Genomic DNA, 25,292 nt, shown 5'->3' on the forward strand with positions numbered 1-25,292 from the left:
ACGGGCCTCTTTTCGGGGGGCGGTGCCGTGGGGGTGCGGGATGGGAGCGCGGGGTGCCGTCAAGGAAAGGCGCATCGACGGGAGTTGGCCATCCGTACAAATACCGACCGGCGGGGACGGGGCACTTGCCGTCCGCGACGGACTGCTGCGGCCGGGGCGCGAACACCTCGCGTTCTTCGTGGAGCACCGAGGGCGAGGTCGGTAGGGGTACTACAGGTATCCCCTACCTGCCTCCGGAGGTAGTACGACCCCACCCTCGCCCCCTGTTACCGGGTTCCTTGCAGAAAGCCCCGGCGTTCACACCGGGGATGAATGCATCTCAAGACTGCTCTGACGTGCACGTTCCGCCGCACGTTGCGGAGAAGTACGAGGGTGACCACAGGTGTCCGTGTGTGATGGCGCCGTTGGCGGCGACCTTGGGATGGAAGCCTGATCCCAGATCAGCCAGATACAGAAAATAGAACAAATTATCGATCAATTTCGATCTTTGGTGCGCTGGCGAGGGCGTTCGGGTGTGCGCGTGTGGTGTGGAACGACTGCCTGCGTGACCGAAGGGAGGCGCACGCGGCGGGGCTGCCGTACGTGACGTCGGCCGAGTTGTCCCGGCTGCGGATCACCCAGACCAAACGCACCGCCGAACGAGCCTGGCTCGCCGACGTGTCGGCGGTCGTCCTCCAGCAGTCCCTGCGGGACCTGGACACGGCTTACAAGAATTTCTTCGACTCGATCACGGGCAAGCGGAAAGGCCGCAAGGTCGGTCCGCCCCGTTTCAAGTCGAAGAAGGGCACCCGGCAGTCGGTCCGCCTCAACACCAACGCCTTCTCCCTCCAGGCGAACGGCACGGTGTACGTGGCCAAGGTCGGCAACCTCAAGGTCACGTGGTCCCGTCGGCTCCCGGCCGCGCCCACCTCCCTGACGGTCACCAGGGACAGCTGCGGCCGGTACTTCCTCAGCTTCGTCGTCGACACCGGGCCGGACATCCTCCCCGGCGTGGACGCCGACACCGGTATCGACCTCGGCCTGTCCGCCTTCGCCGTCCTGTCCGACGGGACGAAGATCGCCAGTCCGCGTTTCCTGCGCCGGGCGGAGAAGAAACTCCGGCGTCTTCAGCGGGAATTGTCCCGGAAGGCCAAGGGGTCGAAGAACCGGGCCAAGGCCCGCATCAAGGTCGCGCGCCAGCATGCCAGGGTGGCGGACCGGCGCCGGGACTTCCACCACAAGGTGTCCACGCAGATCATTCGCGACAACCAAGCGGTGTGCGTGGAGGACCTCGCGGTGTCCGGCCTGGCCCGTACCCGGCTCGCGAAGTCCGTGCACGACGCGGGACGGTCCGCGTTCGTGGGGATGCTGGAGTACAAGGCGGCCAGGCACGGCCGTACGTTCGTCAAGGTGGGCCGGGCTTTTCCGTCCTCGCAGGTCTGCTCGGCCTGCGGGTTCCGGGACGGCCCCAAACCGTTGCACGTCCGGGAGTGGACGTGCGGCGCGTGCGGCACCGTGCACGACCGTGACCACAATGCGGGCCGCAATGTCCTCTTCGAGGGACGCCGGATCGTCGCCGCCGGGCGGGCGGAGACACGAAACGCCTGTGGAGCGCCGGTAGGACGGGCACACGTGCCCGCACAGCGCGGTGAAGCAGGAAGCCGACAGACGGCCCGGGCCGGAATCCCTGGACTTTAGAGACCAGGGAGCACGTCAAGGAACCGTCGACACCGCGCCGTACGCCTCCTCGTGCCGCCCGATTATTCTCGGCCCGTTCACGTGTGCGGGGGGAAGGCGGGCAGCGGCGATGGAGAAGCTGGGCGCGGGGGATCCGATGGGGATCTCACCGGGGTTTCGGCTGCGGGGGCGGACCGGGGAGTACCGGCTGGTCGCGCGCCTCGGGGGCGGAGGCATGGGCCACGTCTACCTAGCCCGGTCGGACCGCGGCCGTACGGTCGCCGTGAAGCTGGTCCGCGCCGAACTCGCCGCCCGCGAGGAGTTCCGGGAGCGGTTCCGGCAGGAGGTCGCCGCCGCGCGCCGGGTCGGCGGCCACTGGACCGCGCCCGTCCTGGACGCCGACACCGAGGCCGGCATGCCGTGGGTGGCCACCGGGTACGTCGCGGGGCCGAGCCTCCAGCAGGTGGTCGGCCACGACCACGGACCGCTGCCCGAGCGGTCCGTGCGCATCCTCGCCGCCGGGCTCGCGCACGCGCTCCAGGACATCCACGCGGCGGGCATCGTCCACCGCGACCTCAAACCGTCCAACGTCATGGTCACCATCGACGGCCCCCGCGTCATCGACTTCGGGATCGCCCGCGCCCTGGAGGGGGATACTCCGGAGCTAACTCTTACGGGGGTGATGATCGGGTCACCCGGGTTCATGGCGCCCGAGCAGGTACGGGGTGAGCGGATCACCCCCGCGTCCGACGTGTTCTGTCTCGGGTCCGTGCTCGCGTTCGCGGCGACCGGCTCACTGCCCTTCGGCAACGCCGACAGCGGGCTCCCGGCGCTGATGTTCCGCATCGCCGAGGACGAACCCGACCTCACGGGCGTCCCCGAGGGCATCGCCGACCTGGTCCTCGCCTGCCTGCGCAAGGACCCCGCCGCCCGGCCCTCCCTGGACGCGATCCTGGAGGGCATCGGCGCCGAGGACACCGTCTCCGGCGGCCGCTCCCGCGACCCCTGGCTGCCGGGCGGCCTGGTGGCCCAACTCGGGCGTCACGCCGTGCAGTTGCTCGACATCGAGGGGCCCGGCGAGGAGGACGGCCCGGCCGAGGCGGTCCCCGAGCACTCCGGCCCCCGGGGCACCGAGGGCGGCACACCCAGCAGGGGCGAGGGCCCGCCGGCCGGTCCGCCGTACCCGTCCGCCGCCCCGGGCGCCGCGCCGGACCACCCCGCGTACGGCCGTCCCCAGCAGCACCCGCAGCCCGCGCCGGGGTACGGCCACGCGCCGCAGGCCCCGTACGGGAGCGGACCGTCGTACCCCGGAAGTACTACGGGTACGACAGCCCCCGCCACCCCCTACGGCCAGCCCGCACACCTGACCCCCAACCCGTACGCCCCCTACGGCCCGGGCCCGTACTCCCCGTACCCCCCGGAGGAGCCCGCCCCCCGCCGCAACAACCGTGCCACCGCCCTCCTCATAGCCGTGGCCCTGGTCGTCGCCGTCGCGGCGGGCGCCTCCGTCTACGCGCTGCTGAACGGCGACGGCACCCCCGAGGCGAGGACCCCCGACCCCTCCCCGACGGCCTCCGGCACCGCCTCGCCCGCCCCGGATCCCGCCGGCTCCCCGAGCCCCTCGGGAGCCGGTGGCGAGGGCCAAGGCGCCGTCCCCGCCGCCTACTTGGGCACCTGGAAGGCGACCATCGACACCACGAGCACCCGCGAACTCACCATCGTCCAGGGCGAACCGGGCTCCGCGGCGCTCACCCTGGTCGCCGAAGGCCCCGGCTACCACTGCGAGTTCACGGCGACACTGACCCGCCGCCCGGCCACCGGCGACGGCCCGCTGGCCTACGGCCCCTCCCGGGTCACCACCGGCCGGCCCCTCTCCTCCTGCACGCCGGGCGCGGCCACCGAGGTGACGCTCCTCCCGGGCGGCGCCCTGGAACGGGTCAGTACCGCCACCGGGGAGAAGCTGACTTACACCAAGGGGTGAACGTCCGGCGAACACAAGGGAGTTGGCCCGGTTTGTCCGGGCGTACGCCCTCCGCGCGCACGTACCGTGACGGCACGGTCCGGCGGTCGGCGGTGGCGGGGGAGCCCAGTGGAGTGGCTGAACGCGGAGAACACGGTGGCCGTCGGCACGGCTCTGGTCGGCATCGTCGCCTCCGGGGTGATGGTCTGGTACGAGCGCCGGGTGCCGCGTCGTCGGCGTATCGGCTACCGCGTCCAGATGGACAACCCCATTGGCGACGACGCCCGTTCGGGCCGCGCCAACAGACGGCTGGGCCTCTTCGAGGAGACCCCGGACATGGCCGACGCGACGCTGGTCCTGCTGCGGATCGAGAACGACGGCTCGCAGGGCATCGACCGCGAGGACTACACCTCGCCCGAGCTCCACGGTCTGACCGCGGTGTTCACCGACCGCACCGTCAAGGGCGTAACGGTCACCCAGCCGACCGACACCGACCATCTGATGGACCACTTCACCGAGGCCCGGGGCTTCGGCTACGACGGCCACACGCTGCGCATCCCGCGCGTCCCCCTGAACCGGGGCGACCACTACAAGCTGCTCGTCCTGCTCTCGGGCGGCGACGTCGGCAGCCCCATCCGCCTGTACGGCGGCATACGTGAGGGGGAGGTCCACCCCAACCGCAGTGCTACCCCGGACGACGTACCCCCGCTGTTCAGCCGGGCGGCGCGGACGATCTCGGTGCTGCTGACGGTCTGCGTGGTCACGCTCGCGGCGATCGTCGTGGCCCGCGACGACACCCCGCCGCCCGTCGAGTGCGCGCGGGGGAAGCTGACCGTCACCGGCTCGACCGCCTTCGCCCCGGTCGTACGGGACGTCGCCGAACGGTTCGAGCACGCCTGCGAGGGCGCGACGATCGAGGTCGACGCGCACGGCTCGACCGCCGGTCTGCGCGACCTCGTGTCGGCGGGCGGCGGACGGGGCGCCGGCTTCCCGCCCCTGATCGCGCTCTCCGACGGCCCCAGGCTCGCGGCCATGGACGCGCTCACGGAGGACCGGGCGGCGCTCTCGGTCTTCGCGCTCGTCGTGAGCGACGACGTGCGGATCAAGAACCTCTCCACCGACTCCGTACGGCGCGTCTACCGGGGCGAGATCACCAACTGGCGCCAGGTGGGCGGCCCCGACCTGCCGGTGCGGATGGTCAGCCGGGACGCCAACTCCGGTACCCGGCAGGTCTTCCAGCGCCGGGTGCTGGGCCGCAGCGAGATGGAGAACACCTCCTCCGACTGCGTGAAGCGGGACTACGCGCCGCAGAAGGGGCCCGTCCGCTGCGAACTCGACTCCACGGCCCAGGTGTTGGCGCAGATCCGGAAGACCTCCGGCGCGATCGGCTACAGCGAGCTGAACGTCGCCCGGCGAACGAAGGGCCTGCACCCCCTCTCCCTCGACGCCGACGCCCCGGACCTCAAGGCCATCGAACAGGGCACCAGCGCCTACCCGTACCGCGAGATCGAGTACGCCTACACGTACGGCAACCCGCCCGCCGGCTCCCTCGCCGCGAACTTCCTGACCTACCTCATCCGGGGCTCGGGCCAGACCACCATCCGCTCCCACGGCCACCTGCCCTGCTGGAGCCCACAGGGCCTGCAACTGTGCGCGGAGACCGTCCAGCCCGCCAACTCGCCCTGAACAAGGCCCTCTTGCCGCCCCCGCGCGGTGTCCAGGAGCATCGGCAGGACACCGCCCCAGGAGGAGCCATGCCCCCCACCCCCACCAGGCGCACCGTCCTCACCGCGACAGCGGCCACCGCCGCGGCCCTCGGTGCGACGGCCGGCGAGGCCGGCGCCGCAGGCCGGCCCGACACCCGCCACCCCGCGACCGCCCAGCGCCCCGGCCGCGAACTCAGAGCTCTGCTCAAGGAGTTGGACCCGGCCCGGATCGAGGCGACGGTCCGCGCCCTGGTCTCCTTCGGCACCCGGCACACCCTCTCCGCCCAGGACGACCCGGCCCGGGGCATCGGCGCCGCCCGCGACTGGATCCACGACCGACTCCGGTCCTGCGCGGCCGAGTCGGGCGGCCGGATGACGGTCGAGCTCCAGTCGTACGTCCAGGAACCGGGACCCCGGATCCCCGCCCCCACCCGGATCACCAACGTCCTTGCCACGCTGCGGGGTTCGGTCACCCCCGAGCGGGTGCACGTCGTCTCCGGGCACTACGACTCGCGCGTCAGCGACGTCATGGACGCCGTGTCCGACGCGCCGGGCGCGGACGACGACGCCTCCGGGGTGGCCGTAGTGCTGGAGCTGGCGCGGGTGTTCGCGCGGCGCCGGCCGGCGTCGACGATCGTGTTCGCGGCGGTCGCGGGGGAGGAGCAGGGACTGTACGGATCCGGCTATCTGGCACGGCAGTTGAAGAGCGCGGGGGCGGACGTACGGGCGATGTTCACCAACGACATCGTCGGCAGCTCGACCGCCGACGACGGGAGCCGCGACCCCTACACCGTCCGCCTCTTCGCGGAGGGCGTGCCCACCTCCGAGACGCCCGAACAGGCCGCCGTACGGCGCTCGGTGGGCGGGGAGAACGACTCCGCGACCCGTCAACTGGCCCGGTTCGTCAGGGATGTCGCCGACAACGACGCCACCGGCATGAACGTCCGGGTGATCTACCGCCGGGACCGCTATCTGCGCGGCGGCGACCACATCCCGTTCCTGGAGAACGGCTACCCGGCGCTGCGGTTCACCGAGCCCGCCGAGGACTTCGCCCACCAGCACCAGGACGTACGCGTCGAGGACGGCCGGCAGTTCGGGGACCTCCCCGAGTTCTGCGACTTCGCCTACACGGCCCGCGTCGCCCGGGTGAACGCCGCCGCGCTGTGGACCCTGGCCCAGGCGCCGGGAGCGCCGCTCGGCACCCGGATCGTCACCTCGGCGCTCACCAACTCGACGCGCCTGGTGTGGAGTCGGGGCACCGAGGCCGACCTCGCCGGCTACGAGGTCGTCTGGCGCGAGACGACGGCGCCCGAGTGGACGCACGTCGTCGACGCCGGGGACGTGACGTCGTACGAGGTGGACCTGTCGAAGGACAACGTGTTCTTCGGCGTACGGGCCGTGAACCGGGCGGGGTTGCGCGGACCGGTGGCGTTCCCCTCACCGCAGTCCTAGCGGAGAGCCGGTCAACTGCCCTGTGCCATACGGGTGTTGAGGGACGCGAGGCGGTCCGGGGTGTCGTCCAGGAAGAGGAGGAGGCGCGGGGTGGCGCTGTCGTCGCCCGCGGCCTCCGCCAACACGTCGACGAGCACGGCGAGTTCGAGCTGCGGCGCGTCGGCGAGGAGAGCGCCCGCGTCCCGGACGACGACCGCCGTCGGCACGATGTCGCGCAGACAGTCCGTGAACGCGTCCCAGTTGCGGCCGAAATGGCCGGGGAAGCCGAGTGAGGCGCTCCACTCGGTGAACAGGTCCTGGCGGGTGCGGCTGTGCGCCCCGCTCACCTCGCGCGCGGTGGCCGGAGCCTCGGCGAGCGGGCGGATCCAAGGGGTCGTACGGGTCAACTGACGGCCCTGCCTTTCGAGTTGCCGGGGGTGCGGCCGGTGCCGCACCCCCGGAGCAACGGTCAGTACTTACCGAGCCAGGCGAACGTCTGGTAGTGGTCCCAGGTCGCGAAGACGTTCCCGGTCAGCGGGTTGCGGATGATGCGGCGCAGCCCGCGGTCCTGCCCGCGCGTCGAGGTGTGCTCGTCGATGTCGTACTCGATGTAGGGCGCGGTACGCCCGTTGCCCGTCGAGAAGGCACGGGACGACGACTCGCCGCGCGCCTGCTGCTCGAACGAGGCGAGGTCGCCGCCGCGGTCGTTGAAGCGGCCGCCGTAGTAGATGTACCGGGTGGCGTGCGCGACGCTGTCCCAGAAGTCGAACCAGCGCCCGCCGTCCGCCTGCCCCGGCCAGCCATGGCCGTTGGCCGCGTCCAACTGCCCCACGCCCCACGAGAAATGGGGGTCGACGCGGTGGTTCGCCCAGAAGTCGGCGGCCTGTTCGGCGGCGTCCCACTCCTGGTTCGTGATCGTCGGGGTGCCGCCGGGCGGGTTGTTGCACCACTGGCGGCAGGCGCCGGGCGGCGGCTGCGCGATCGCCGTGCCGGCCGCGCCGCCGACGAGGGCGAGCAGTACGCCCGCGACGGTCAGGGCCCGGCGGCCACGCAGCCGGGGCTTCTTGCGGCGTTCCGCGTCGGGCGCGGACACCGGGGCGGGGGAGGTCGACACCTCGTGCTCCTTGGCTCGTTGTGAGTTCTGCCGTTTCCCGAGGCCGACGGCCCCGGTGCGGCACAAGGAACCAGCCGTGTGTGGCAGCGGTCCGGAGGCCGGATCACAGCTCGTGGTCGGAAAATGACGGCCGACTGTTACCGAAATGTGGGAGCGTTTCCACCTTTTGCCTGATCCTTAATGTCAGTACATGGCTTGTTCGCTCGAATCGGGTCACAGTGGTGCTCTTCCTGTAAAGGCGGTCCAGACCACCGAAGGCGCGGAGAGGAGCACGGCATGCGGTATGTCATACCCGTGCTGGCGGTCCTGCTCGTCCTCGGGCCCACGGGATGCGGCACGGTCTCCGGCGGCGCCCGGGCCGAGGGGCCGGCCCCGACCGCGATCCCCTGGACCGGCCCGGCCTACCTCGACGACGCCCGTTCGATCCCCCGGCAGCACCCCGACGTCGTGGACCTCACCGACACCACCACCCTGTACGGCCTGACGTGGCGCGGCTGGGGCACGCCCCGCGCCGTCGCGACCGGCCTCGTCGTCGACTTCGCCTGCGTCTCCGGCTGCCCCCACGGCGATTCCCCCTCCTTCCCGGCGGGCCTCGTCCTCACCGGCCTGGTCCGCCGCGAGTACGCCGCGTACTACAGCCACGCGGTCCTCACCCCGGACCACCCGCCCGCCCCCGGCTGGGCCCTGGACGTAGGACCCGTACGACTCGGGGTGCCCAAGGCGTGAGAAGCGCCGGCCCGTAGTACCCGCGTAGTACCCCTAGACCCCCTACCCCGGGAGTACAGCCATGCACGAGGTCCTGCTCGTAGAGGACGACGAGCTGATCCGGGAGGCCACCCGCCTCGCCCTGGAGAGCAGCGGGTACGCCGTACGGACCGCCGCCGACGGCACGGCCGGCCTCGCCCTCTTCCGTGCGCACCGGCCCGACGTGGCGGTCCTGGACATCATGCTCCCCGGCCTGAACGGGGTCAGCCTGGCCGGCCGCATCCGCGACGAGTCCCGCGTACCCGTCCTGCTGATATCCGCCCGCAACGACCCCGTCGACGTGGTGATGGGCCTGGAGGCCGGCGCCGACGACTACGTCACCAAGCCCTTCGACGGCCTGGTCCTCGCCGCCCGCGTCCGCTGCCTCCTGCGCAGCGCCGCCCCCGCGGCCCCCCGCACGGCCCGCCTCACCTTCGGCGACCTCGACTTCTGCCCCGTCTCCCTCACCGCGTACCGCTGCGGCGCACCCCTCTCCCTCACCACCACCGAACTCCGCCTCCTCCAGGAGTTCACCGCCTCCCCCGGCACGGTCCTCACCCGCGACCTCCTCCTGGAGAGGGTCTGGGACTACGCCTGGACCGGCGACACCCGCGTCGTCGACGTCCACATCCGGCGGCTGCGCGCCAAGATCGGCCACGACCGCATCGAGACGGTCCGCGGCTTCGGCTACAAGCTGCGCCCCTGACGTACTAGAGCTCTACGACCCGAGAACCAGGGGACCCAGAGGAACGCCATGAACATCGGTACGAAGGTGGCGCTCGCCGTCGCTGCCGCGGCCGTCTGCGTCGCGGGCGCCGTCGGCCTGCTGGTCCACCGCATCACCGCCGCCGACCAGCTCGCCACCGCCCGCGCCGACCTGGACCGCCAGCTCGTCGCCGCCGCCTACGACCACGCCGCCGGCCGCGAGACCGCCGCCCGCCTCGACCCGCCCGACCTGCCCGCACCCCTCACCCGGCTGATCCGCCAGGGGGTACGGGGGACCTACCTCCACAGCGGTACGCACCCCGTGCTGTGGGCGGCGACCCGGGTCTCCGACCGCACCGTCCTCGCACTGCGGCGCCCCTACGGCCGTGAGACGGCCGCGCTCGCCGACCTGGACCGGACGCTGGTCACCGCCGGAGCCGCCGCGACCGGCGCCGTCGCCCTGCTCGGCCTCGCCCTCGGCGTACGGATGGGCCGCCGGGCCACGGCCGCCGCCCGGACGGCGGAACGCATCGCCCACGGTGACCTCGACGCCCGCGTCCGCCCGCACGGCCACGACGAGATCGCCCGGTTCGCCGAGTCCATGAACGCCATGGCCGACGCGCTCGGCGCCCGCCTGGAGGCCGAGCGGCGCGTCACCGCCGACATCGCGCACGAGCTGCGCACACCCGTCTCCGTCATGGTCACCGCCGCCGGTCTGCTGCCGCCCGGGCCGGCCGCCGACCTCGTCACGGGCGGGGTCCGCAAACTGCAAGGGCTCGTCGAGGACGTCCTGGAGATCGCCCGCCTCGACGCCCGGGTCGCGGTCGTGGAGACCGAACACCGGCAGGTCAGCGCGATGGCGCGGCGCGCGGTCGCCGGGCTCGAAGGGGTCGGGGTGCGCATCGCCGCGGACACCCTCGTGGAGACCGACCCGCGCCGGGTCGAACGCGTCCTCACCAACCTGGTCACCAACGCGCTGCGCCACGGCGCGGCCCCCGTCACCGTCGACGTCGACCGCGGCCCCGACGGCCCCGTCCTGCGCGTCCGCGACCACGGCCCCGGCTTCCCGCCCGACGCCCTCGCCGTCCTCACCACCTCAGGCCCCCAGCGCTTCCGCACCGCCCGCACCTCCCCCGGCACGGGCCTCGGCCTCAGCATCGCCGCCGGTCAGACTCGCCTCCTCGGCGCCCGCCTGGTCTTCCGCAACCACCCGGAGGGCGGCGCGGAGGCGGCCCTGTACCTGCCGGCGGGGGATACAGGGGGTACGGGGAGTACGGGGGATACGGCGACGGAGTGCGGGTACGAGGATGCGGGCGCCGTAGTCCCCGTGTAGTACCGGCGAGCTACGGCGCCTCGGACTGCCGGGGACCTGGTCGTACCCGGGTAGTACCGGAGAGCCACAGCCCCGCCCCCTCACCTCACCGCGGCTCCGGCGGCCGCTGCCTCGGCATGTTCGGCCGCGTCCCGTTCACCGGCGGCGGCGAGAACCGTCCCGGATGCGGACCGGGCGCGTCCTGCCGGGGGACGGAGGGCGCGGTCGTCTGGAGCGCCAGCGACGTGGACGCCGTACGGAACTCGATCATCCAGTCCGCCGTCTCCGTCCGGACCAGGTCCGTGACGTCCTCGGAGAACCGGCGCAGCACCCCGAGGCACCGCTCGGCCGCCTCCCCGGCGGTCCCCTCGGCCGGCCCCAGCACCTCGCGGACGCTCTCGGAGGCCCAGTCGAACTGGAGCACCTGGAGCCGCCGCTGGACGGCCTGCGCGGTGGCGACGTCCCGCATCCACCCCGAGGTCAGCCCGAAGGAGCGGTCCACGGCGACGCAGGACACGGCGATCAGCAGGGCGAGGTAGCCCCAGGGCGAGGCGCCGGACAGCAGGCCGGCCAGGTCGAGCAGCGGCAGGGCGGCACCGACGACCGCGCCCCCCGCCGCCGTACCCCGCAGGGTGCGCGCGCCCCGCCGCTTCCAGCCCCGGTCGGCGAGGTACCAGGCGGCCGTCTCCAGCGCCCCCTGCTCCACCCACCGGTACAGCTCGTCGAGCCGTACCGCGGGCTCGCCCCAGTCGCCGTGCGGGAACGTCCGCCCGGTCAGATCGCCCGGCCGCAGCCCGGCCGCCCCCTCGTCCCGTCCGTCCTGAGGCGGACCCTCGGGCTGCATCTCCGGCTGCTGACCCACCCGGCACTCCCTCCTGAACCCCGTTCCCACTGCCTGACCCGACCCACCCCGGGAGCTACCTCCCGAGGGCTACAAGGCGACCCCGCGGCGCGACCGTGTCGCCGTATACCGCCGGACGGCACCCCGTGGTGCCATGACGCCCCGTGTCGGTGCGTCTGCCCCTTCCTACCTCCCAATGGGTGGCGAAGAGGAAGGTTTCGCCGGTTTTACGCCCGGAAGTGGGCCTTGATCAGGTATAGGCCGTGGAACAGACTCACTCGAAAGAGTGCCGGGGCAGCGCCCGCACAGACCACGTAGGCTCGTGCCGAGCGGGATACCCCCGCCCCCGACGTCGTACGACACAGGAGCCGATGGTGTTTCCCGGTGGTGGCCAGCCCAACATGCAGCAGTTGCTCCAGCAGGCGCAGAAGATGCAGCAGGACCTCCAGCTCGCCCAGGAGGAGCTGGCGAACACGGAGGTCGACGGGCAGGCGGGCGGCGGCCTGGTGAAGGCCACGGTCACCGGCTCCGGCGAGCTGCGCGCCCTGCACATCGACCCGAAGGCGGTGGACCCGGAGGACACCGAGACCCTCGCCGACCTGATCGTCGCGGCCGTCCAGGCGGCCAACCAGAACGCCCAGAACCTCCAGCAGCAGAAGCTCGGCCCGCTGGCCCAGGGCCTCGGCGGCGGCGGAATCCCGGGCCTGCCCTTCTGACCCACCCCCTACCCCCCCCACCCCTACCTGAGAGCTACCGGCTCCATTCACGCCGGTCGCCTTTCTGGGAGGGGCACCCGGCAACTACCGTACGCACTGAAGGAACCCCAGGAAGGACGGCAGTCCGTTGTACGAAGGCGTGGTCCAGGACCTCATCGACGAGCTGGGGCGGCTGCCCGGCGTCGGTCCCAAGAGCGCGCAGCGGATCGCCTTCCACATCCTCCAGGCGGAACCGACGGACGTACGCCGCCTCGCGCACGCCCTGCTGGAGGTCAAGGCGAAGGTCCGCTTCTGCGCGACCTGCGGGAACGTCGCGCAGGAAGAGCTGTGCGGCATCTGCCGCGACCCCCGCCGCGACTCCACGGTGATCTGCGTCGTCGAGGAGCCGAAGGACGTCGTCGCGATCGAACGCACGAGGGAGTTCCGCGGCAAGTACCACGTCCTGGGCGGCGCGATCAGCCCCATCGACGGGGTGGGCCCCGACGACCTGCGGATAAGGGAACTCCTCGCGCGCCTCGCGGACGGCACGGTCACCGAGCTCATCCTCGCGACCGACCCCAACCTTGAGGGTGAGGCGACAGCGACGTACCTCGCCCGGATGATCAAGCCCATGGGCCTGAAGGTCACCCGCCTGGCCAGCGGCCTCCCGGTGGGCGGCGACCTGGAATACGCGGACGAGGTGACCCTCGGCCGCGCCTTCGAGGGGAGACGACTCCTAGATGTCTGACGTCACGATGCCCGACGCCACGCTGCACGCGACCGGCCGCAGCCCGGACGACTTCGCGGTCCAGATCGCCGACCAGGTGGAGAGCTTCCTGGTCGCGGTCACCGAGGTCGCCAAGGGCGACGAACCCGGTTCCGCGGTCCCGTTCCTCCTCCTGGAGGTCAGCCAACTCCTGCTGGCCGGCGGCCGGTTGGGCGCCCACGAGGACATCGTCCCGGACGAGCGGTACGAGCCCGACGCGGGCCCCGACGCCGACGTGGACGAACTCCGCGAGAACCTCGCCCGCCTCCTTGAGCCGGTCGACGTCTACTCCGAGGTCTTCGACCCCTACGAGCCCCGCAAGGCCCCGGTCCCGGCCCGTATCTCCGACGACCTCGCGGACGTCATCACCGACCTGCGCCACGGCATGGCCCACTACCGCGCGGGTCGTACGACCGAGGCGCTGTGGTGGTGGCAGTTCTCGTACTTCTCCAACTGGGGTACGACGGCCTCGGCGACCCTGCGCGCCCTGCACTCCGTCCTCGCCCACATCCGCCTCGACCAGCCCCTCGCCGAACTCGACGGCCTCGACACCGACCAGGCCGTGGGCGACGAGACCCTGGAGATCGAGGCGGGCCGCGTGATGACGGAGGAGATCGCCCAGCCGCTGGGGCTCAAGGCACAGGAGTAGGGGATACCGGGGATACCGGGCGGGTCTCAGATACGCGCCGCCGTCCCCGTCACCCCGATCCCGCTGCCGTGGTCCCGGGGAACCGTCACCGTGAGCCGACTGGGTCGCCCCATGTCCACACCCTGATGGATCGTCAGAGTCGTCGGTGTGCCGACCAGTTCGAGCTCACGGAGATACCCGCCGAAGGCGGCCGCCGCCGCGCCCGTGGCCGGGTCCTCGACAACTCCCCCCGGCGGAAAGGGATTCCGTGCGTGGAACACCGTCTCCGACTCCCGCCACACCAGCGCGACGGTGGTCCACGAGCGGCGGGCCATGAGGTCGCCGAGCGCCTCCATGTCGTAGTCCAGATCGGCGAGCCGGCCCCGTTCGGCGACGGCGACGACGGGATGCCAGGCACCGCCGTACGCCACCCGCGGCGGTAGCGCGGGGTCGAGGTCGTCGGCCTTCCAGCGCAGCGCCGCGAGGAGTCCGGAGAGGTCGTCCGGCGCCAGTGCGGCGGTGCGCGGCGGCACGCTCTCCAGCGTCGCCACGGTCGAACCGCCGTCGTCCACCGTGGTGTTGACGGTGACATCGCCCGCCCGGGTCCGCAGCCGCAGCGGCCCGGTGCCGTGCCGGTCCGCGTGCGCGACGGCCAGCGCGATCGTCGCGTGCCCGCAGAACGGCACCTCGGCGAGCGGGCTGAAGTACCGCACGTCCAGCGCCCCGTCGTCGCCCGGCACCACGAACGCCGTCTCGGAGTAACCGACTTCGGCGGCGACGGCCAGCATCGCCGCGTCGTCCATCCCGGTCGCGTCGAGGACGACCCCCGCGGGGTTGCCGCCCGAGGGGCCGGTGCCGAAAGCCACGTACCGCAGAGTCTCCATGCGGCGACCGTAACCCAGGGCCGTACCCGCTACGGGCCGGACCCCTACCTGAGGTGTAGCCCGCTACACCTCAGGTCCGGGTGTGGGCTCTCTCGTCCCGCACCCCGGAAGACGGGATCGTTGATCACACAAGGTCAACCCCACCCGAGATTCCGAAACGAGGGATTCCCCGTGAAGTCGCTGCTCTCCTCCCGCCCCGTCCTGTGGTTCCTCTTCCTCTTCAACCTGGTCGTCGCCGCTGCCGCCCCCTTCGTGGTCGACGGCACCCAGGGTGTGATGACGGCCGTCGGCATGGGCGTCGTCTCGCTCGGCGCCGGCGTCAGCCTGCTCCGCGACCGGGGCGGAAAGCACGCGGCGTGAGGGAAATCGAGTTTTGGAGAGGTCCTGGATCTCTCCTGTACGACGGCTGCACGGGCGCTAACCGGTGAAACGGGAGTCTGGAGTCACTTCCTCCACAGGAGAACCGGAGGGAAGCGAACCACCCCCAGAACCACTGGAGTCGTGATGAACCGTCGCCCTCGTTCCATAAGCAAGAGAGCCCTGGTCATCGGCACGGCGTCGCTCGTCGTCGCCGGTACGGTCGGCGCCGGCGTCAGCTTCGCCGGCCCGGAGCACAAGCCGCAGCCGAAGCGGGCGACGAAGGCGCAGATCGCCGGTCTGTTCGACACCTGGAACGCCACGCTGAAGACCGGCGACCCGGAGAAGGTCGCCGACCTCTACGCGAAGAACGCGGTCCTGCTGCCGACGGTGTCGAACAAGATCCGCACCGACCACGCCGGCATCGTCGACTACTTCGAGCACTTCCTCGCCAACAAGCCGGTCGGCAAGAAGATCACGACGATCGTGAACGTGCTCGACAACAACTCCGCGATCGACACCGGGGTTTACCAGTTCACGCTCACCGACCCGAAGACGGGTGCGAAGAGCGTCGTCAAGGCCCGCTACACCTACGAGTACGAGAAGCAGCGGGACGGCGACTGGAAGATCGTCAACCACCACTCCTCGAAGATGCCCGAAGGCTGATCGAGACGCACAGGCCACCGCCGGGAGCGTCGTCCAGGGCCACCGTGCCGCCGTCGTCCGTCACCAACTGCTTGACGACGGCGAGGCCGAGCCCCGAACCGCCCCGGCCGGTGAGTCCCTGGCCCCGCCAGAAGCGGTCGAACGCCCTCGACTTCTCCTGGTCCGACATGCCCGGTCCCTCGTCCAGGACCGACAGGACCACCGTCCGCTGGCCCGAATCCCAGCGGGCGGTGCCCCACTTGACGGTGATGGTGCCACCGTCCGGCGAGACCTCCAGGGCGTTGGAGAGCACGTTGTCCAGCACCTGGTCCAGGTGACCGGGAGCGGCCAACACGAGCGGCCGGTCGTCGATACTCCCCCCCATGAGCGCGATGGTGACTCCGCGCTCGTCGGCGGCCGGCCTCCACACCGCGAGCCGTTCGTTCACGGTCTCGGCAAGTGGCAGCGGTTCAGCGGCGGTTACCTTCGCCTCGGCCCGCGCGAGCACCAGCAGACCGTTGACCAGGCGGCTCATGCGGACGACTTCCGCGGTCGCCTGCTCGACGTCCTCGCGGACGAATTCGTCGTCGACACCGTCGGCGATGTTGTCGAGGGAAAGCCTCAACGCCGTGAGCGGCGTACGGAGTTGATGCGAGGCGTCGGCGACGAAGATGCGCTGCGAGGCGATCAGCGTGTCCAGCCGCTCGCCCGCCTGGTTCAGGGTGCGGGCGAGCGTACGGGTCTCCTGGGGGCCCGTCTCAGGGGTACGGGCCGTCAGGTCGCCGTCGCTGAACTTGGTTGCCATGTCGTTGAGTTGGCGCAGCGGCCGGGTGAGCCGGCGGGCCACCACGGCGCCGATCACGGCGGCCACCCCGAGGACGGCGGCGGCGAGGCCGGCCCGGAAACCCCAGATGTTCCACAGGCGGTGGGTCATGCCGTGCGTCGAGTAGACGATCCGTACGGCGCCGACGACCTCGTCGCCCGACTTCGCGGGGACGGTGATCGTCAGCTCGTCGCCCCAGATGAAGTTCGAGCCCCAGTCGGTGGTGTCCTTGCCCTGGCCCAGCGCCCGTTCCAGGGCCTTCCCGGCGGCCGGGCGGGGCAGCGGGGCCGCGCAGTCGGCGGTCGCCGTGACCTGGACGTCGTCCTCGGTCTCCTTGGCGTACGCGCGCGCGAGCTGGGCCAGCGCCTGGCAGGACGCGGTGTCCCCGTTGCTGAGCAGCACCGCCATCGTCGTCGCCTCCCGCTTCACGGACAGCTCGGTGTCGTCGCGGAGCTGGTTGGTGAGGGTGAAGGCGACGGGGAAGGTGAACAGGCCGATCGCGCCGGCGACGAGCAGGACGTAGCTGAGGATGAGCTGCCGGATCATACGGAGGTATCCCCCGGGGGAGGCGTAGTACCCGTAGTACCCGCGGCGCCGGCACCGGACCCCGTACTACCCGTAGTTCCGACGATCTCCAGCCGGAACCCCACCCCGCGCACCGCCTCGATCGTGATCGCCCCCGCCAGCTTGCGCCGCAGCGCCGCCACATGGACGTCCAGCGTCTTCGTCGGCCCGAACCAGTTCGCGTCCCAGACGGCCTCCATGATCTGCTCCCGGGTCATCAGCGCCCCCGGCTCCTCGGTGAGGAAGGCGAGCAGGTCGTACTCCTTGGGAGCCAGGGACACCTCCTCCCCGTTGAGCCGGACCCGCGCGGCCTTGCGGTCGACGGTGAGGCCGGGACCGTACCGGTCGGGACCCGCCTCGGCGGGCGTACGCGGCTGGACGCGCCGCATGACGGCCCTTATCCGCGCGATGACCTCCCGCACCCCGAACGGCTTGGAGACGTAGTCGTCGGCGCCGAGTTCGAGCCCGACCACCCGGTCCGTCTCGTCGCTGCGGGCGCTGATCACGATGATGGGTACGTCGCTGCGGGCGCGCAGCGCCTTGCAGACGTCGAGCCCGTCGGTGTCGGGCAGCCCGAGGTCGAGGAGGACGACGTCGTGGGGGTCGGTATGGGCGAGCGCGGCGGCCCCGGTCATCACCCAGTCCACCTCGAAGCCGTACCGCTTCAGGCCGCGCCGCAGCGATTCCGCGACGGGCTCGTCGTCTTCCACCAGGAGTACGCGCACAGCGGCACCCTAGTGCTTGAAACTTAATTCACAACATTCACGCGCGTAACGCGTACGACCTGGGTACTAGCTCTCACGGACCAGAACGGACCAGACCGGAAACGAGCGTCGGATATCTCACCATGCGATACCCCGGAGGGGGAATTCGGACGCTCGTTAGACTGACCGGTGCAATCGACTAACTGAGCGAGGAGCGCACGTGGGCCTTGTCGTGCAGAAGTACGGAGGCTCATCCGTAGCCGATGCCGAGGGCATCAAGCGCGTCGCCAAGCGGGTCGTGGAAGCGAAGAAGAACGGCCACCAGGTCGTCGTCGTCGTTTCCGCGATGGGCGACACGACGGACGAGCTGATCGATCTCGCCGAGCAGGTGTCTCCGATGCCCGCCGGGCGTGAGTTCGACATGCTGCTGACCGCAGGTGAGCGGATCTCCATGGCCCTGCTGGCGATGGCGATCAAGAACCTGGGCCACGAGGCCCAGTCCTTCACCGGCAGCCAGGCGGGCGTCATCACCGACTCCGTCCACAACAAAGCCCGGATCATCGACGTCACACCCGGCCGCATCCGCGAGTCCCTCGACCGGGGCAACATCGCGATCGTCGCCGGATTCCAGGGCGTCAGCCAGGACAAGAAGGACATCACCACGCTCGGCCGCGGTGGCTCCGACACCACGGCCGTCGCCCTCGCCGCCGCGCTCCAGGCCGAGGTCTGCGAGATCTACACCGACGTCGACGGCGTGTTCACCGCCGACCCGCGCGTGGTGAAGAAGGCCCGCAAGATCGACTGGATCCACTTCCAGGACATGCTGGAACTGGCATCCTCCGGCTCCAAGGTATTGCTCCACCGGTGTGTGGAGTACGCCCGCAGGTATGACATCCCGATCCACGTCCGCTCCAGCTTCAGCGGGTTGCAGGGCACATGGGTCAGCAGCGAGCCGCTCGCTGCGAAGACACAGCAAGGGGACCAGAAGGTGGAGCAGGCCATCATCTCCGGTGTCGCGCACGACACCTCCGAGGCCAAGATCACGGTCGTCGGCGTGCCGGACAAGCCGGGCGAGGCCGCCGCGATCTTCCGGACGATCTCGAACGCCGAGATCAACATCGACATGATCGTGCAGAACGTCTCCGCCGCCGCGACCGGCCTGACGGACATCTCCTTCACGCTCCCCAAGTCCGAGGGCCGCAAGGCGATCGACGCGCTGGAGCGCAACCGCTCCGGAATCGGCTTCGAGTCCCTGCGCTACGACGACCAGATCGGCAAGATCTCCCTGGTCGGCGCCGGGATGAAGACGAACCCGGGGGTCACCGCGGACTTCTTCACCGCGCTGTCCGACGCGGGCGTGAACATCGAGCTGATCTCGACATCCGAGATCCGCATCTCGGTCGTCACCCGCGCGGACGACGTCAACGAGGCCGTCCGCGCCGTCCACTCGGCGTTCGGCCTCGACTCCGACAGCGACGAGGCCGTCGTCTACGGTGGCACCGGGCGATGACCGCACGACCGACGCTCGCGGTCGTGGGAGCGACCGGAGCCGTCGGCTCGGTCATGCTCACGATCCTCTCCCAGCGTGCCGACGTCTGGGGTGAGATCCGCCTCGTCGCCTCCCCGCGCTCGGCCGGCCGCAAGCTGGCCGTGCGCGGCGAGGAGGTCGAGGTCGTGGCCCTGTCGGAGGAGGCGTTCGACGGGGTCGACGTCGCGATGTTCGACGTCCCCGACGAGGTCGCCGCGCGCTGGGCGCCGGTCGCCGTCGCCAAGGGCGCGGTCGTCGTCGACAACTCCGGCGCCTTCCGGATGGAGCCCGACGTCCCCCTCGTCGTACCCGAGGTGAACCCGCACGCCGTCCGCAACCGCCCGCGCGGCATCGTCTCCAACCCCAACTGCACGACCCTGTCGATGATCGTCGCGCTGGGCGCGCTGCACGCCGAGTTCGGGCTGCGGGAGCTGGTGGTCTCCTCGTACCAGGCGGTCAGCGGGGCGGGCCGGGAGGGCGTCGAGACGCTGCGCCGGCAGCTGGCGCAGGTCGTGGGTAGCTCTGGGGCAGGGGGAGACCTGGGTACTAGCCCTGGAGATGTACGCCGGGTGGTGGGGGACGACACCGGGCCGTTCGCGGCGCCGATCGCGCTGAACGTCGTCCCGTGGGCCGGGTCGCTCACCGAGGACGGCTGGTCCTCCGAGGAGCGCAAGGTGCGGGACGAGTCCCGCAAGATCCTCGGGCTGCCGAAGCTGCCGGTCGCCGTCACCTGCGTACGCGTCCCCGTCGTCACCACCCACTCCCTGACCGTGCACGCCCGCTTCCAGGACGAGGTCACCGTCGCCGGGGCCCGCGAGATCCTCGCGACCGCGCCCGGTGTCGTGCTGTTCGACGACCCCGCGGCGGGCGAGTTCCCCACCCCGGCGGACGTGGTGGGCACGGATCCCACCTGGGTGGGACGGGTACGACGCGCCCTCGACGACCCGACCGCGCTCGAACTCTTCGTCTGCGGCGACAACCTCCGCAAGGGCGCGGCCCTCAACACCGCGCAGATCGCGGAGCTGGTCGCCACCGAGTGGAAAACCGCTGGCCAGGGGCGGGCGGCTTTGTAGGATCCACGTCAGGACTGTGAGCCGGAAGACGGTCGCGCCGCCTTGTCCCCGGGCGGGTCGGCGTTCGAAGATTTTTCTCCCCGCACACCGCAACCGAGCGGCGTACGGGGAGCGTCTTTGCGGTCACCCTTCCCGGGTGCGCAGGCGTATGACCACGGGCAGTAGCTGTCGGAAGCCTGTGGACGGGCGTGGGGACGCCCGTTTCGTATGGGGACACTTCCTATGGGACATAGGGAACATAGGGGAAGAGCGGGACGTATGAGGGTAGACCAGGGGGCGCGGGCCGGCAGACGGCCGGCCGCGCGACCCGGCGGGACCGGCGCGAGCGCCGGTGGAGAAACGATTCAGGCGATGCCGTACGGAAAAGTGGCGGCCGACACGTACAACCCCTCCCGGGGTACACGTGTCCAACTGGCGTGGCAGAGGTACTCGACTTCACAGCGGCGACCCGCGGCGCGGCACTGCGCCCGCCCCGCCGGACCGCCCGCCCCCGCGTCGCCGGGGCGCCCGGCGGCCTGCCGGTGATCGCGCCCATGCCCGCAGCGCGGCCCACCCGCATCCCCGGCCCGCGTGCCGGCGCCGACAGCGCCGACGACGTCACGGCCGCCGGCACGACAGTCGACCACCTCACCGAGACCTACCGGGCGCACTACCGCTCCCTCCTGGGTCTCGCCGCCCTCCTGCTCGACGACACCGCCTCCTGCGAGGACGTCGTCCAGGAGGCGTTCATCCGCGTCCACTCGGCGCGCAAACGCGTCCGCGACCCCGAGAAGACCCTCGCCTACCTGCGCCAGACCGTCGTCAACCTCTCCCGCTCCGCCCTGCGCCGCCGCATCCTCGGCCTGAAGCTCCTCTCCAAGCCGATGCCGGACATGGCCAGCGCGGAGGAGGGCGCCTACGACCAGCTGGAGCGCGACTCCCTGATCAAGGCGATGAAGGGCCTCCAGCGCCGCCAGCGCGAGGTCCTGGTCCTGCGCTACTTCGCCGACATGACCGAGGCCCAGGTCGCCGAGACCCTCGGCATCTCCCTCGGCTCCGTCAAGGCGTACGGCTCGCGCGGGATCGCCGCGCTGCGTACGGCGATGGAGGCGTCGGCGTGAGCGGGGAACCGGACCGGGGCGGTAGCCCTCTGGAGGGACAGGGGGACTACCCGGGGGGTAGCGAACCGCCGTACGACACGGGCGGACCACAGCCGTCGTACGGGACCGAGCCGAAGCAACCACACGCTGGGAACAGGACTGTGAACCACCACCTCGACGACCAGGGCCCGGACGGGTTCGACTCGGACGAGCTGGAGCTGCGCCGCATGCTGCACCGGGCGGTGGACGAGATGGCGCCGCGCGACGGCGCCCTCGACCACCTCCGCCGGGCGGTGCCCGCGCGCAAGGCCCGCAAGCGGCAGGCGATCGTGGGGGTGGCCGCCGCGGCCCTGTTCGCAGGTGTCGCCGTCCCCGCCCTGATGACCGTCTCCGGCGTCGGCGGCCCCGAGGCGAACCCCGCCGTCGCGGGCCAGGCGTCTGATACCGGTGGCTCCACGGGTCAGGGCAAGAACCCCGACGGCGGCTCCGCCGGCAAGGTCGGCGAGTCCACCGGAGGTACTACGGGTACGGGGTCCGGCGGGACCAAGGAGACCGGCGGCGGCAAGGCGACCCCGGGGACGGGCGCCTCCAGCGGCACCGGCCCCTCCGCCTCCCCGGGAGCGGCGGTGCCCGCCTGCACCGCCGACCAGCTGGGCTCGGCGTCCTCGACGGTGGACGGCCCGGACTCCACGGGCGTGGTCTACGGCACCTTCCGCGTCGTCAACGTCTCCACCGCGAGCTGTACCGTCGCCGGTTCCGTCGCCCTCTCCCCGGCGGTGCAGGGCGCCGCCGACGCCACGAAGGTCGGCGTCACCGAACACGCCGCGGGCGACGCGGCCGCCGCCCTGCCCGACCCCTCCCTGTACGTCACCCAGCTCGCGCTCGCGCCCGGCTCCGCGTACGACGTGAAGTTCGCGTGGGTGCCCTCGTCCTCGTGCCCCTCCGACGGGGGGACCACCGGCGGGAGCACCACGGGCGGCGACACCGGCTCCTCCCCGTCGCCCTCGCCCTCCCCCTCCGAGCAGACGACGAACGCCGGCAGCGGGACCACGGGGACGAGCCCGCAGCTGATGTGGGCGGACGGGACCACGACCGCCGAGGGCAGTGTGTCGGTGACGTACACGGCGGACGCGGGGTCGCCGTCGGTCACGGCCACCGTGCCGGACGCGTGCGCGGGGACGATCTACCGGACGGGTGTGCTGGCCTCGTCCTGAGGGGGAGCCGGCTCTGAGGTATTAGCGCGCTAGTACCGAAGGGCTGGCTTCAGCGTCCTCGGCGCTCTCGGGGTCCTCGGCGAGCAGCCCCAGTTCCGCGTCCCGCGCGGCCTCCACCTCGCGCCGCAGCAGCCGGAACCACATGAACACCACGAACCCGGCGAAGACGAACCACTCGCCGGTGTAGCCCAGGTTCTGGAACGCCTTGAGGTCGAGCCCGGTGTTGGCGGGCGCCTCGGCGGGCACGGTCGTCATACCCGGGTCGGCGGTATCCAGCGTCACCCACGCGTCGTACAGGTCGTACGGGACGAGGTTGACCAGCGAGGCGGTGCTGATCGCGCCGATCTGACCGGCCGGCAGCCCGCCGCGCGCACTGACCCCGTTGTCGCCGGGCGTCTCGGACGCCTGGAGCGCGCCGGTCACGGTGACCTCGCCGCGCGGGGCCGCCGGAGCCTTCGCGGTGTCCGCCTTGCCGGGGAGCCATCCCCGCACGACGGGCAGGGCCTTCCCGGAGCCGGTCCGCAGCAGGGTGAGCACGTAGTACCCGCTCTTCTGCTCGATCTCCCGCCCGGGCACGAGGAGTTGCTCCCCGTAGTGCCCGCTGACGGTGACCCGCTTGCCCACGGTCGCCTTGTCCACCGGCAGCATCCCGTCGAGCGGCCGCGCGGGCTGCGACCTGCCCGTCTCCGCGGCCCGGTCGAGCGCCCGGTGGTCGTCCATCCGGGACTCGAACCGGCTCAGCTGCCAGGACCCCATGAACACGCAGAAGGGGATGGCCAGCAGCACGAAGACGTTGATTCCCCACCAGCGAGGCGTCAGCAGAAACCGGTACACGCCTTCAACCGTACGCGCCGGGCCGACAGCGGGAGGCGGCGGGGTGGGTGAGGTACTACCGCCCTGGTACCTCCGACGCCCTGGTACCTCCGGCGTACCGCCGGGTATCACCTCCGCTTCTTCACCGGCCCCGCACTTTCTGACGGATGCCGCGCTTCTCGTCGTGCAGTGATGTCCACGCGACCCCCCTCATCAGGTTTGATGGACGTATGAGTGACGCTGAGGCCATGCCCGAGTGGGAGAAGCGGTTCCGGGCGCCGCGGGTCTCCCTGCCGGATTGGGCGGAGGACGCCCCCGACCGCTCGCTGTTCACGTCGAACGCGACCGGGACGTACGAGCTGTACGCCTGGGACCGCGTGAGCGGCGAGCAGCGGCAGGTGACCGACCGGGCGAACGGGACGACGGACGGCAGGCTGTCCCCGGACGGGGCCTGGATCTGGTGGTTCGACGACAAGGACGGCGACGAGTTCGGCGTCTGGCGGCGACAGCCGTTCGACGGCGGCCCCGACGAGCCCGCCACCCCCGGCCTCGACCCCTCCTACCCGGCCGGACTGGCTCTCGGGAGGGACGGTCGTACGTCTGTGGTGGGACGCTCCACCGACGAGGACGGCACGACGATCCACGTAGTACTCCAGGGGGAGGCCCCCCACGAGATCTACCGCCACCGCGAGTCCGCGGGCGTCGGCGACCTGTCGTACGACGGGACCCTGATCGCCGTCGAGCACACCGAGCACGGCGACGCCATGCACTCGGCGCTGCGCGTGCTCGCCCTGGACGGCACGACGGTCGCCGAACTCGACGACACCCGGGGCGGCGCGGAGGAACTCGGCCTCGAAGTCCTCGGCTTCGCGCCCGTCGCGGGGGACACCCGGCTGCTCATCGGCCACCAGCGGCGCGGTCGCTGGGAGCCGCTGGTGTGGGACGTGGCCTCCGGCGAGCAGACCGAGCTGTCCGTCGGCCTGCCGGGCGACGTCAACGCGGAGTGGTTCCCCGACGGGGGCTCCCTGCTGATCGCGCACAGCCACGAGGCCCGCAGCGAACTCTTCCGCTACGACCTCGCCTCCGCCGCACTGGAGCGGATCCCCACCCCCGCCGGCACCGTCTCCGGCGCCTCCGCGCGGCCCGACGGCAGCGCCGAGTACCTGTGGTCCTCCGCCGCCCAGCCGCCGGCCGTGCGCTCCACCTCCGGAGGGGTAGTACTGGACCCCCCGGGTATGAGGTCGCCGGGCTCGGTGCCCGTCGAGGACGTGTGGGTGGAGGGCCCCGGGGGCCGCATCCACGCGCTCGTCCAGAAGCCGGCCGGCGCCGAGGGCCCGCTGCCGACTGTCTTCGACATCCACGGCGGTCCCACCTGGCACGACAGCGACGCCTTCGCCGCCGCCCCCGCCGCCTGGGTCGACCACGGGTACGCGGTCGTCCGGGTCAACTACCGGGGCTCCACCGGGTACGGCCGTGCCTGGACCGACGCGCTCAAGCACCGCGTCGGCCTGATCGAGCTGGAGGACATCGCGGCGGTCCGCGACTGGGCCGTCTCCTGCGGCCTCGCGGACCCCGAGCGCCTCGTCCTGACGGGCGGCTCCTGGGGCGGCTACCTCACGCTCCTCGGCCTCGGCACCCAGCCCGACGCGTGGGCGCTGGGCATCGCCGCCGTACCCGTCGCGGACTACGTCACCGCCTACCACGACGAGATGGAGGCGCTGAAGGCGATGGACCGCACCCTCCTCGGGGGTACTCCGGAGGAGGTACCCGAGAGGTACGAGGCGTCCTCGCCGCTCACCTACGTCGACCAGGTGAAGGCGCCGGTCTACATCTCCGCCGGCGTCAACGACCCGCGCTGCCCCATCCGGCAGGTCGACAACTACGTCCGGCGGCTGGAGGCGAGGGCGGCCGTCCACGAGGTGTACCGGTACGACGCCGGGCACGGGTCGCTGGTCGTGGACGAGCGGATCAAGCAGGTGCGGCTGGAGCTGGAGTTCGCGGAGCGGCACCTCGGGAAGCAGGAGGTGTAGTCCGTAGGGGGTAGTACTCG

24 protein-coding genes are annotated in these 25,292 nt (G+C 71.7%); 17 read left to right on the top strand and 7 right to left on the bottom strand.

Annotation, left to right across the window (positions count from 1 at the left end):
• Nucleotides 1-522 precede the first annotated feature (522 nt).
• From ACLZOT_RS21090 to ACLZOT_RS21105, 4 genes are all read left to right on the top strand, one after another.
• Nucleotides 523-1,677, top strand: coding sequence for an RNA-guided endonuclease InsQ/TnpB family protein (locus ACLZOT_RS21090; RefSeq protein ID WP_416970532.1), 1,155 nt, complete (start codon nt 523-525; stop codon nt 1,675-1,677).
• A gap of 109 nt (nt 1,678-1,786) precedes the next feature.
• The gene (locus ACLZOT_RS21095) at nt 1,787-3,637 is read left to right on the top strand and encodes a protein kinase domain-containing protein (protein WP_416970533.1); all 1,851 of its coding nucleotides are present in this window, start codon (nt 1,787-1,789) and stop codon (nt 3,635-3,637) included.
• Nucleotides 3,638-3,745: 108 nt separating this feature from the next.
• Nucleotides 3,746-5,302 carry a substrate-binding domain-containing protein gene (locus ACLZOT_RS21100; RefSeq protein WP_416970534.1) on the top strand — a complete coding sequence of 519 codons (1,557 nt, stop codon included), beginning with the start codon at nt 3,746-3,748 and terminating at the stop codon, nt 5,300-5,302.
• Nucleotides 5,303-5,370: 68 nt separating this feature from the next.
• Nucleotides 5,371-6,774: a M20/M25/M40 family metallo-hydrolase gene (locus ACLZOT_RS21105; RefSeq protein WP_416970535.1), complete on the top strand. Its 1,404-nt coding sequence runs from the start codon at nt 5,371-5,373 to the stop codon at nt 6,772-6,774.
• An 11-nt stretch (nt 6,775-6,785) separates the two neighbouring features.
• Here ACLZOT_RS21105 and ACLZOT_RS21110 read toward each other — a convergent pair whose 3' ends face one another.
• Together ACLZOT_RS21110 and ACLZOT_RS21115 are read right to left on the bottom strand one after the other, a co-directional pair.
• Complete coding sequence (locus tag ACLZOT_RS21110) at nt 6,786-7,160, bottom strand: barstar family protein (protein ID WP_416970536.1); 375 nt, start codon at nt 7,158-7,160, stop codon at nt 6,786-6,788.
• Nucleotides 7,161-7,222: 62 nt separating this feature from the next.
• The gene (locus ACLZOT_RS21115; RefSeq protein WP_416970537.1) at nt 7,223-7,867 is read right to left on the bottom strand and encodes a hypothetical protein; all 645 of its coding nucleotides are present in this window, start codon (nt 7,865-7,867) and stop codon (nt 7,223-7,225) included.
• A gap of 276 nt (nt 7,868-8,143) precedes the next feature.
• On the opposite strand from ACLZOT_RS21115, the gene ACLZOT_RS21120 reads away from it, so the two are divergent.
• From ACLZOT_RS21120 to ACLZOT_RS21130, 3 genes are all read left to right on the top strand, one after another.
• Entirely contained in the window at nt 8,144-8,593 is a 450-nt protein-coding gene (locus ACLZOT_RS21120) for a hypothetical protein (protein WP_416970538.1), read from the top strand.
• A gap of 61 nt (nt 8,594-8,654) precedes the next feature.
• Nucleotides 8,655-9,317: a response regulator transcription factor gene (locus ACLZOT_RS21125; RefSeq protein ID WP_416970539.1), complete on the top strand. Its 663-nt coding sequence runs from the start codon at nt 8,655-8,657 to the stop codon at nt 9,315-9,317.
• A gap of 48 nt (nt 9,318-9,365) precedes the next feature.
• On the top strand, nt 9,366-10,649 hold the full coding sequence (locus ACLZOT_RS21130; RefSeq protein ID WP_416970540.1) for an ATP-binding protein: 1,284 nt from the start codon (nt 9,366-9,368) through the stop codon (nt 10,647-10,649).
• A gap of 85 nt (nt 10,650-10,734) precedes the next feature.
• On the opposite strand, the gene ACLZOT_RS21135 is transcribed toward ACLZOT_RS21130, so the two are convergent.
• Nucleotides 10,735-11,472: an SLATT domain-containing protein gene (locus tag ACLZOT_RS21135; protein ID WP_416970659.1), complete on the bottom strand. Its 738-nt coding sequence runs from the start codon at nt 11,470-11,472 to the stop codon at nt 10,735-10,737.
• 371 nt (nt 11,473-11,843) lie between these two features.
• On the opposite strand from ACLZOT_RS21135, the gene ACLZOT_RS21140 reads away from it, so the two are divergent.
• The 3 genes from ACLZOT_RS21140 (at nt 11,844) to ACLZOT_RS21150 (ending at nt 13,579) form a co-directional block, all read left to right on the top strand.
• A complete protein-coding gene (locus tag ACLZOT_RS21140) occupies nt 11,844-12,185 on the top strand; it encodes a YbaB/EbfC family nucleoid-associated protein (RefSeq protein ID WP_416970660.1) in 342 nt (113 codons plus the stop codon).
• Nucleotides 12,186-12,312: 127 nt separating this feature from the next.
• Nucleotides 12,313-12,912: a recombination mediator RecR gene (gene recR / locus ACLZOT_RS21145; protein WP_416970541.1), complete on the top strand. Its 600-nt coding sequence runs from the start codon at nt 12,313-12,315 to the stop codon at nt 12,910-12,912.
• A 7-nt stretch (nt 12,913-12,919) separates the two neighbouring features.
• Complete coding sequence (locus ACLZOT_RS21150; RefSeq protein ID WP_416970661.1) at nt 12,920-13,579, top strand: DUF5063 domain-containing protein; 660 nt, start codon at nt 12,920-12,922, stop codon at nt 13,577-13,579.
• A 26-nt stretch (nt 13,580-13,605) separates the two neighbouring features.
• On the opposite strand, the gene ACLZOT_RS21155 is transcribed toward ACLZOT_RS21150, so the two are convergent.
• Nucleotides 13,606-14,442 (bottom strand): PhzF family phenazine biosynthesis protein, encoded by an 837-nt coding sequence (locus ACLZOT_RS21155; RefSeq protein WP_416970542.1) that lies wholly within the window; start codon nt 14,440-14,442, stop codon nt 13,606-13,608.
• A gap of 171 nt (nt 14,443-14,613) precedes the next feature.
• On the opposite strand from ACLZOT_RS21155, the gene ACLZOT_RS21160 reads away from it, so the two are divergent.
• Nucleotides 14,614-14,802: a hypothetical protein gene (locus ACLZOT_RS21160; protein WP_416970543.1), complete on the top strand. Its 189-nt coding sequence runs from the start codon at nt 14,614-14,616 to the stop codon at nt 14,800-14,802.
• Between the two features lie 144 nt (nt 14,803-14,946).
• Nucleotides 14,947-15,465 carry an SgcJ/EcaC family oxidoreductase gene (locus tag ACLZOT_RS21165; protein ID WP_416970544.1) on the top strand — a complete coding sequence of 173 codons (519 nt, stop codon included), beginning with the start codon at nt 14,947-14,949 and terminating at the stop codon, nt 15,463-15,465.
• Here ACLZOT_RS21165 and ACLZOT_RS21170 read toward each other — a convergent pair.
• Nucleotides 15,431-16,813: an ATP-binding protein gene (locus ACLZOT_RS21170; RefSeq protein ID WP_416970545.1), complete on the bottom strand. Its 1,383-nt coding sequence runs from the start codon at nt 16,811-16,813 to the stop codon at nt 15,431-15,433. The genes ACLZOT_RS21165 and ACLZOT_RS21170 overlap by 35 nt on opposite strands.
• Nucleotides 16,810-17,556, bottom strand: a complete 747-nt coding sequence (locus ACLZOT_RS21175; RefSeq protein ID WP_416970546.1) for a response regulator transcription factor — start codon at nt 17,554-17,556, stop codon at nt 16,810-16,812. Before ACLZOT_RS21175 ends, ACLZOT_RS21170 begins: the two co-directional genes overlap by 4 nt.
• Nucleotides 17,557-17,755: 199 nt before the next feature.
• Between ACLZOT_RS21175 and ACLZOT_RS21180 the strand changes: the two genes are divergently transcribed.
• The 4 genes from ACLZOT_RS21180 to ACLZOT_RS21195 all read left to right on the top strand — a co-directional run bounded on the left by ACLZOT_RS21180 (nt 17,756) and on the right by ACLZOT_RS21195 (nt 22,429).
• Nucleotides 17,756-19,045 carry an aspartate kinase gene (locus ACLZOT_RS21180; protein WP_416970547.1) on the top strand — a complete coding sequence of 430 codons (1,290 nt, stop codon included), beginning with the start codon at nt 17,756-17,758 and terminating at the stop codon, nt 19,043-19,045.
• Nucleotides 19,042-20,136 (top strand): aspartate-semialdehyde dehydrogenase, encoded by a 1,095-nt coding sequence (locus ACLZOT_RS21185; protein WP_416970548.1) that lies wholly within the window; start codon nt 19,042-19,044, stop codon nt 20,134-20,136. The genes ACLZOT_RS21180 and ACLZOT_RS21185 overlap by 4 nt, the downstream gene beginning before the upstream one ends.
• A 416-nt stretch (nt 20,137-20,552) precedes the next feature.
• Nucleotides 20,553-21,236 carry a SigE family RNA polymerase sigma factor gene (locus tag ACLZOT_RS21190; RefSeq protein WP_416970549.1) on the top strand — a complete coding sequence of 228 codons (684 nt, stop codon included), beginning with the start codon at nt 20,553-20,555 and terminating at the stop codon, nt 21,234-21,236.
• 140 nt (nt 21,237-21,376) lie between these two features.
• Entirely contained in the window at nt 21,377-22,429 is a 1,053-nt protein-coding gene (locus ACLZOT_RS21195; protein ID WP_416970550.1) for a hypothetical protein, read from the top strand.
• Nucleotides 22,430-22,450: 21 nt separating this feature from the next.
• On the opposite strand, the gene ACLZOT_RS21200 is transcribed toward ACLZOT_RS21195, so the two are convergent.
• Nucleotides 22,451-23,263 carry an SURF1 family protein gene (locus tag ACLZOT_RS21200; protein ID WP_416970551.1) on the bottom strand — a complete coding sequence of 271 codons (813 nt, stop codon included), beginning with the start codon at nt 23,261-23,263 and terminating at the stop codon, nt 22,451-22,453.
• Between the two features lie 209 nt (nt 23,264-23,472).
• On the opposite strand from ACLZOT_RS21200, the gene ACLZOT_RS21205 reads away from it, so the two are divergent.
• Entirely contained in the window at nt 23,473-25,272 is a 1,800-nt protein-coding gene (locus ACLZOT_RS21205) for a prolyl oligopeptidase family serine peptidase (protein ID WP_416970552.1), read from the top strand.
• Nucleotides 25,273-25,292: the final 20 nt, after the last annotated feature.

This window comes from Streptomyces sp. 4F14, assembly GCF_048159485.1.
In the GTDB taxonomy this organism is placed as follows: Bacteria; Actinomycetota; Actinomycetes; order Streptomycetales; family Streptomycetaceae; genus Streptomyces.

Excerpts from the sequence above, each read along its gene's own strand:
- ACLZOT_RS21095 (WP_416970533.1), top strand. The coding sequence starts at position 1,787 with ATGGAGAAGCTGGGCGCGGGGGATCCGATGGGGATCTCACCGGGGTTT.
- ACLZOT_RS21105 (WP_416970535.1), top strand. The coding sequence starts at position 5,371 with ATGCCCCCCACCCCCACCAGGCGCACCGTCCTCACCGCGACAGCGGCC.
- ACLZOT_RS21120 (WP_416970538.1), top strand. The coding sequence starts at position 8,144 with ATGCGGTATGTCATACCCGTGCTGGCGGTCCTGCTCGTCCTCGGGCCC.
- ACLZOT_RS21125 (WP_416970539.1), top strand. The coding sequence starts at position 8,655 with ATGCACGAGGTCCTGCTCGTAGAGGACGACGAGCTGATCCGGGAGGCC.
- ACLZOT_RS21130 (WP_416970540.1), top strand. The coding sequence starts at position 9,366 with ATGAACATCGGTACGAAGGTGGCGCTCGCCGTCGCTGCCGCGGCCGTC.
- ACLZOT_RS21135 (WP_416970659.1), bottom strand. The coding sequence starts at position 11,472 with ATGCAGCCCGAGGGTCCGCCTCAGGACGGACGGGACGAGGGGGCGGCC.
- ACLZOT_RS21150 (WP_416970661.1), top strand. The coding sequence starts at position 12,920 with ATGCCCGACGCCACGCTGCACGCGACCGGCCGCAGCCCGGACGACTTC.
- ACLZOT_RS21155 (WP_416970542.1), bottom strand. The coding sequence starts at position 14,442 with ATGGAGACTCTGCGGTACGTGGCTTTCGGCACCGGCCCCTCGGGCGGC.
- ACLZOT_RS21165 (WP_416970544.1), top strand. The coding sequence starts at position 14,947 with ATGAACCGTCGCCCTCGTTCCATAAGCAAGAGAGCCCTGGTCATCGGC.
- ACLZOT_RS21170 (WP_416970545.1), bottom strand. The coding sequence starts at position 16,813 with ATGATCCGGCAGCTCATCCTCAGCTACGTCCTGCTCGTCGCCGGCGCG.
- ACLZOT_RS21185 (WP_416970548.1), top strand. The coding sequence starts at position 19,042 with ATGACCGCACGACCGACGCTCGCGGTCGTGGGAGCGACCGGAGCCGTC.
- ACLZOT_RS21205 (WP_416970552.1), top strand. The coding sequence starts at position 23,473 with ATGAGTGACGCTGAGGCCATGCCCGAGTGGGAGAAGCGGTTCCGGGCG.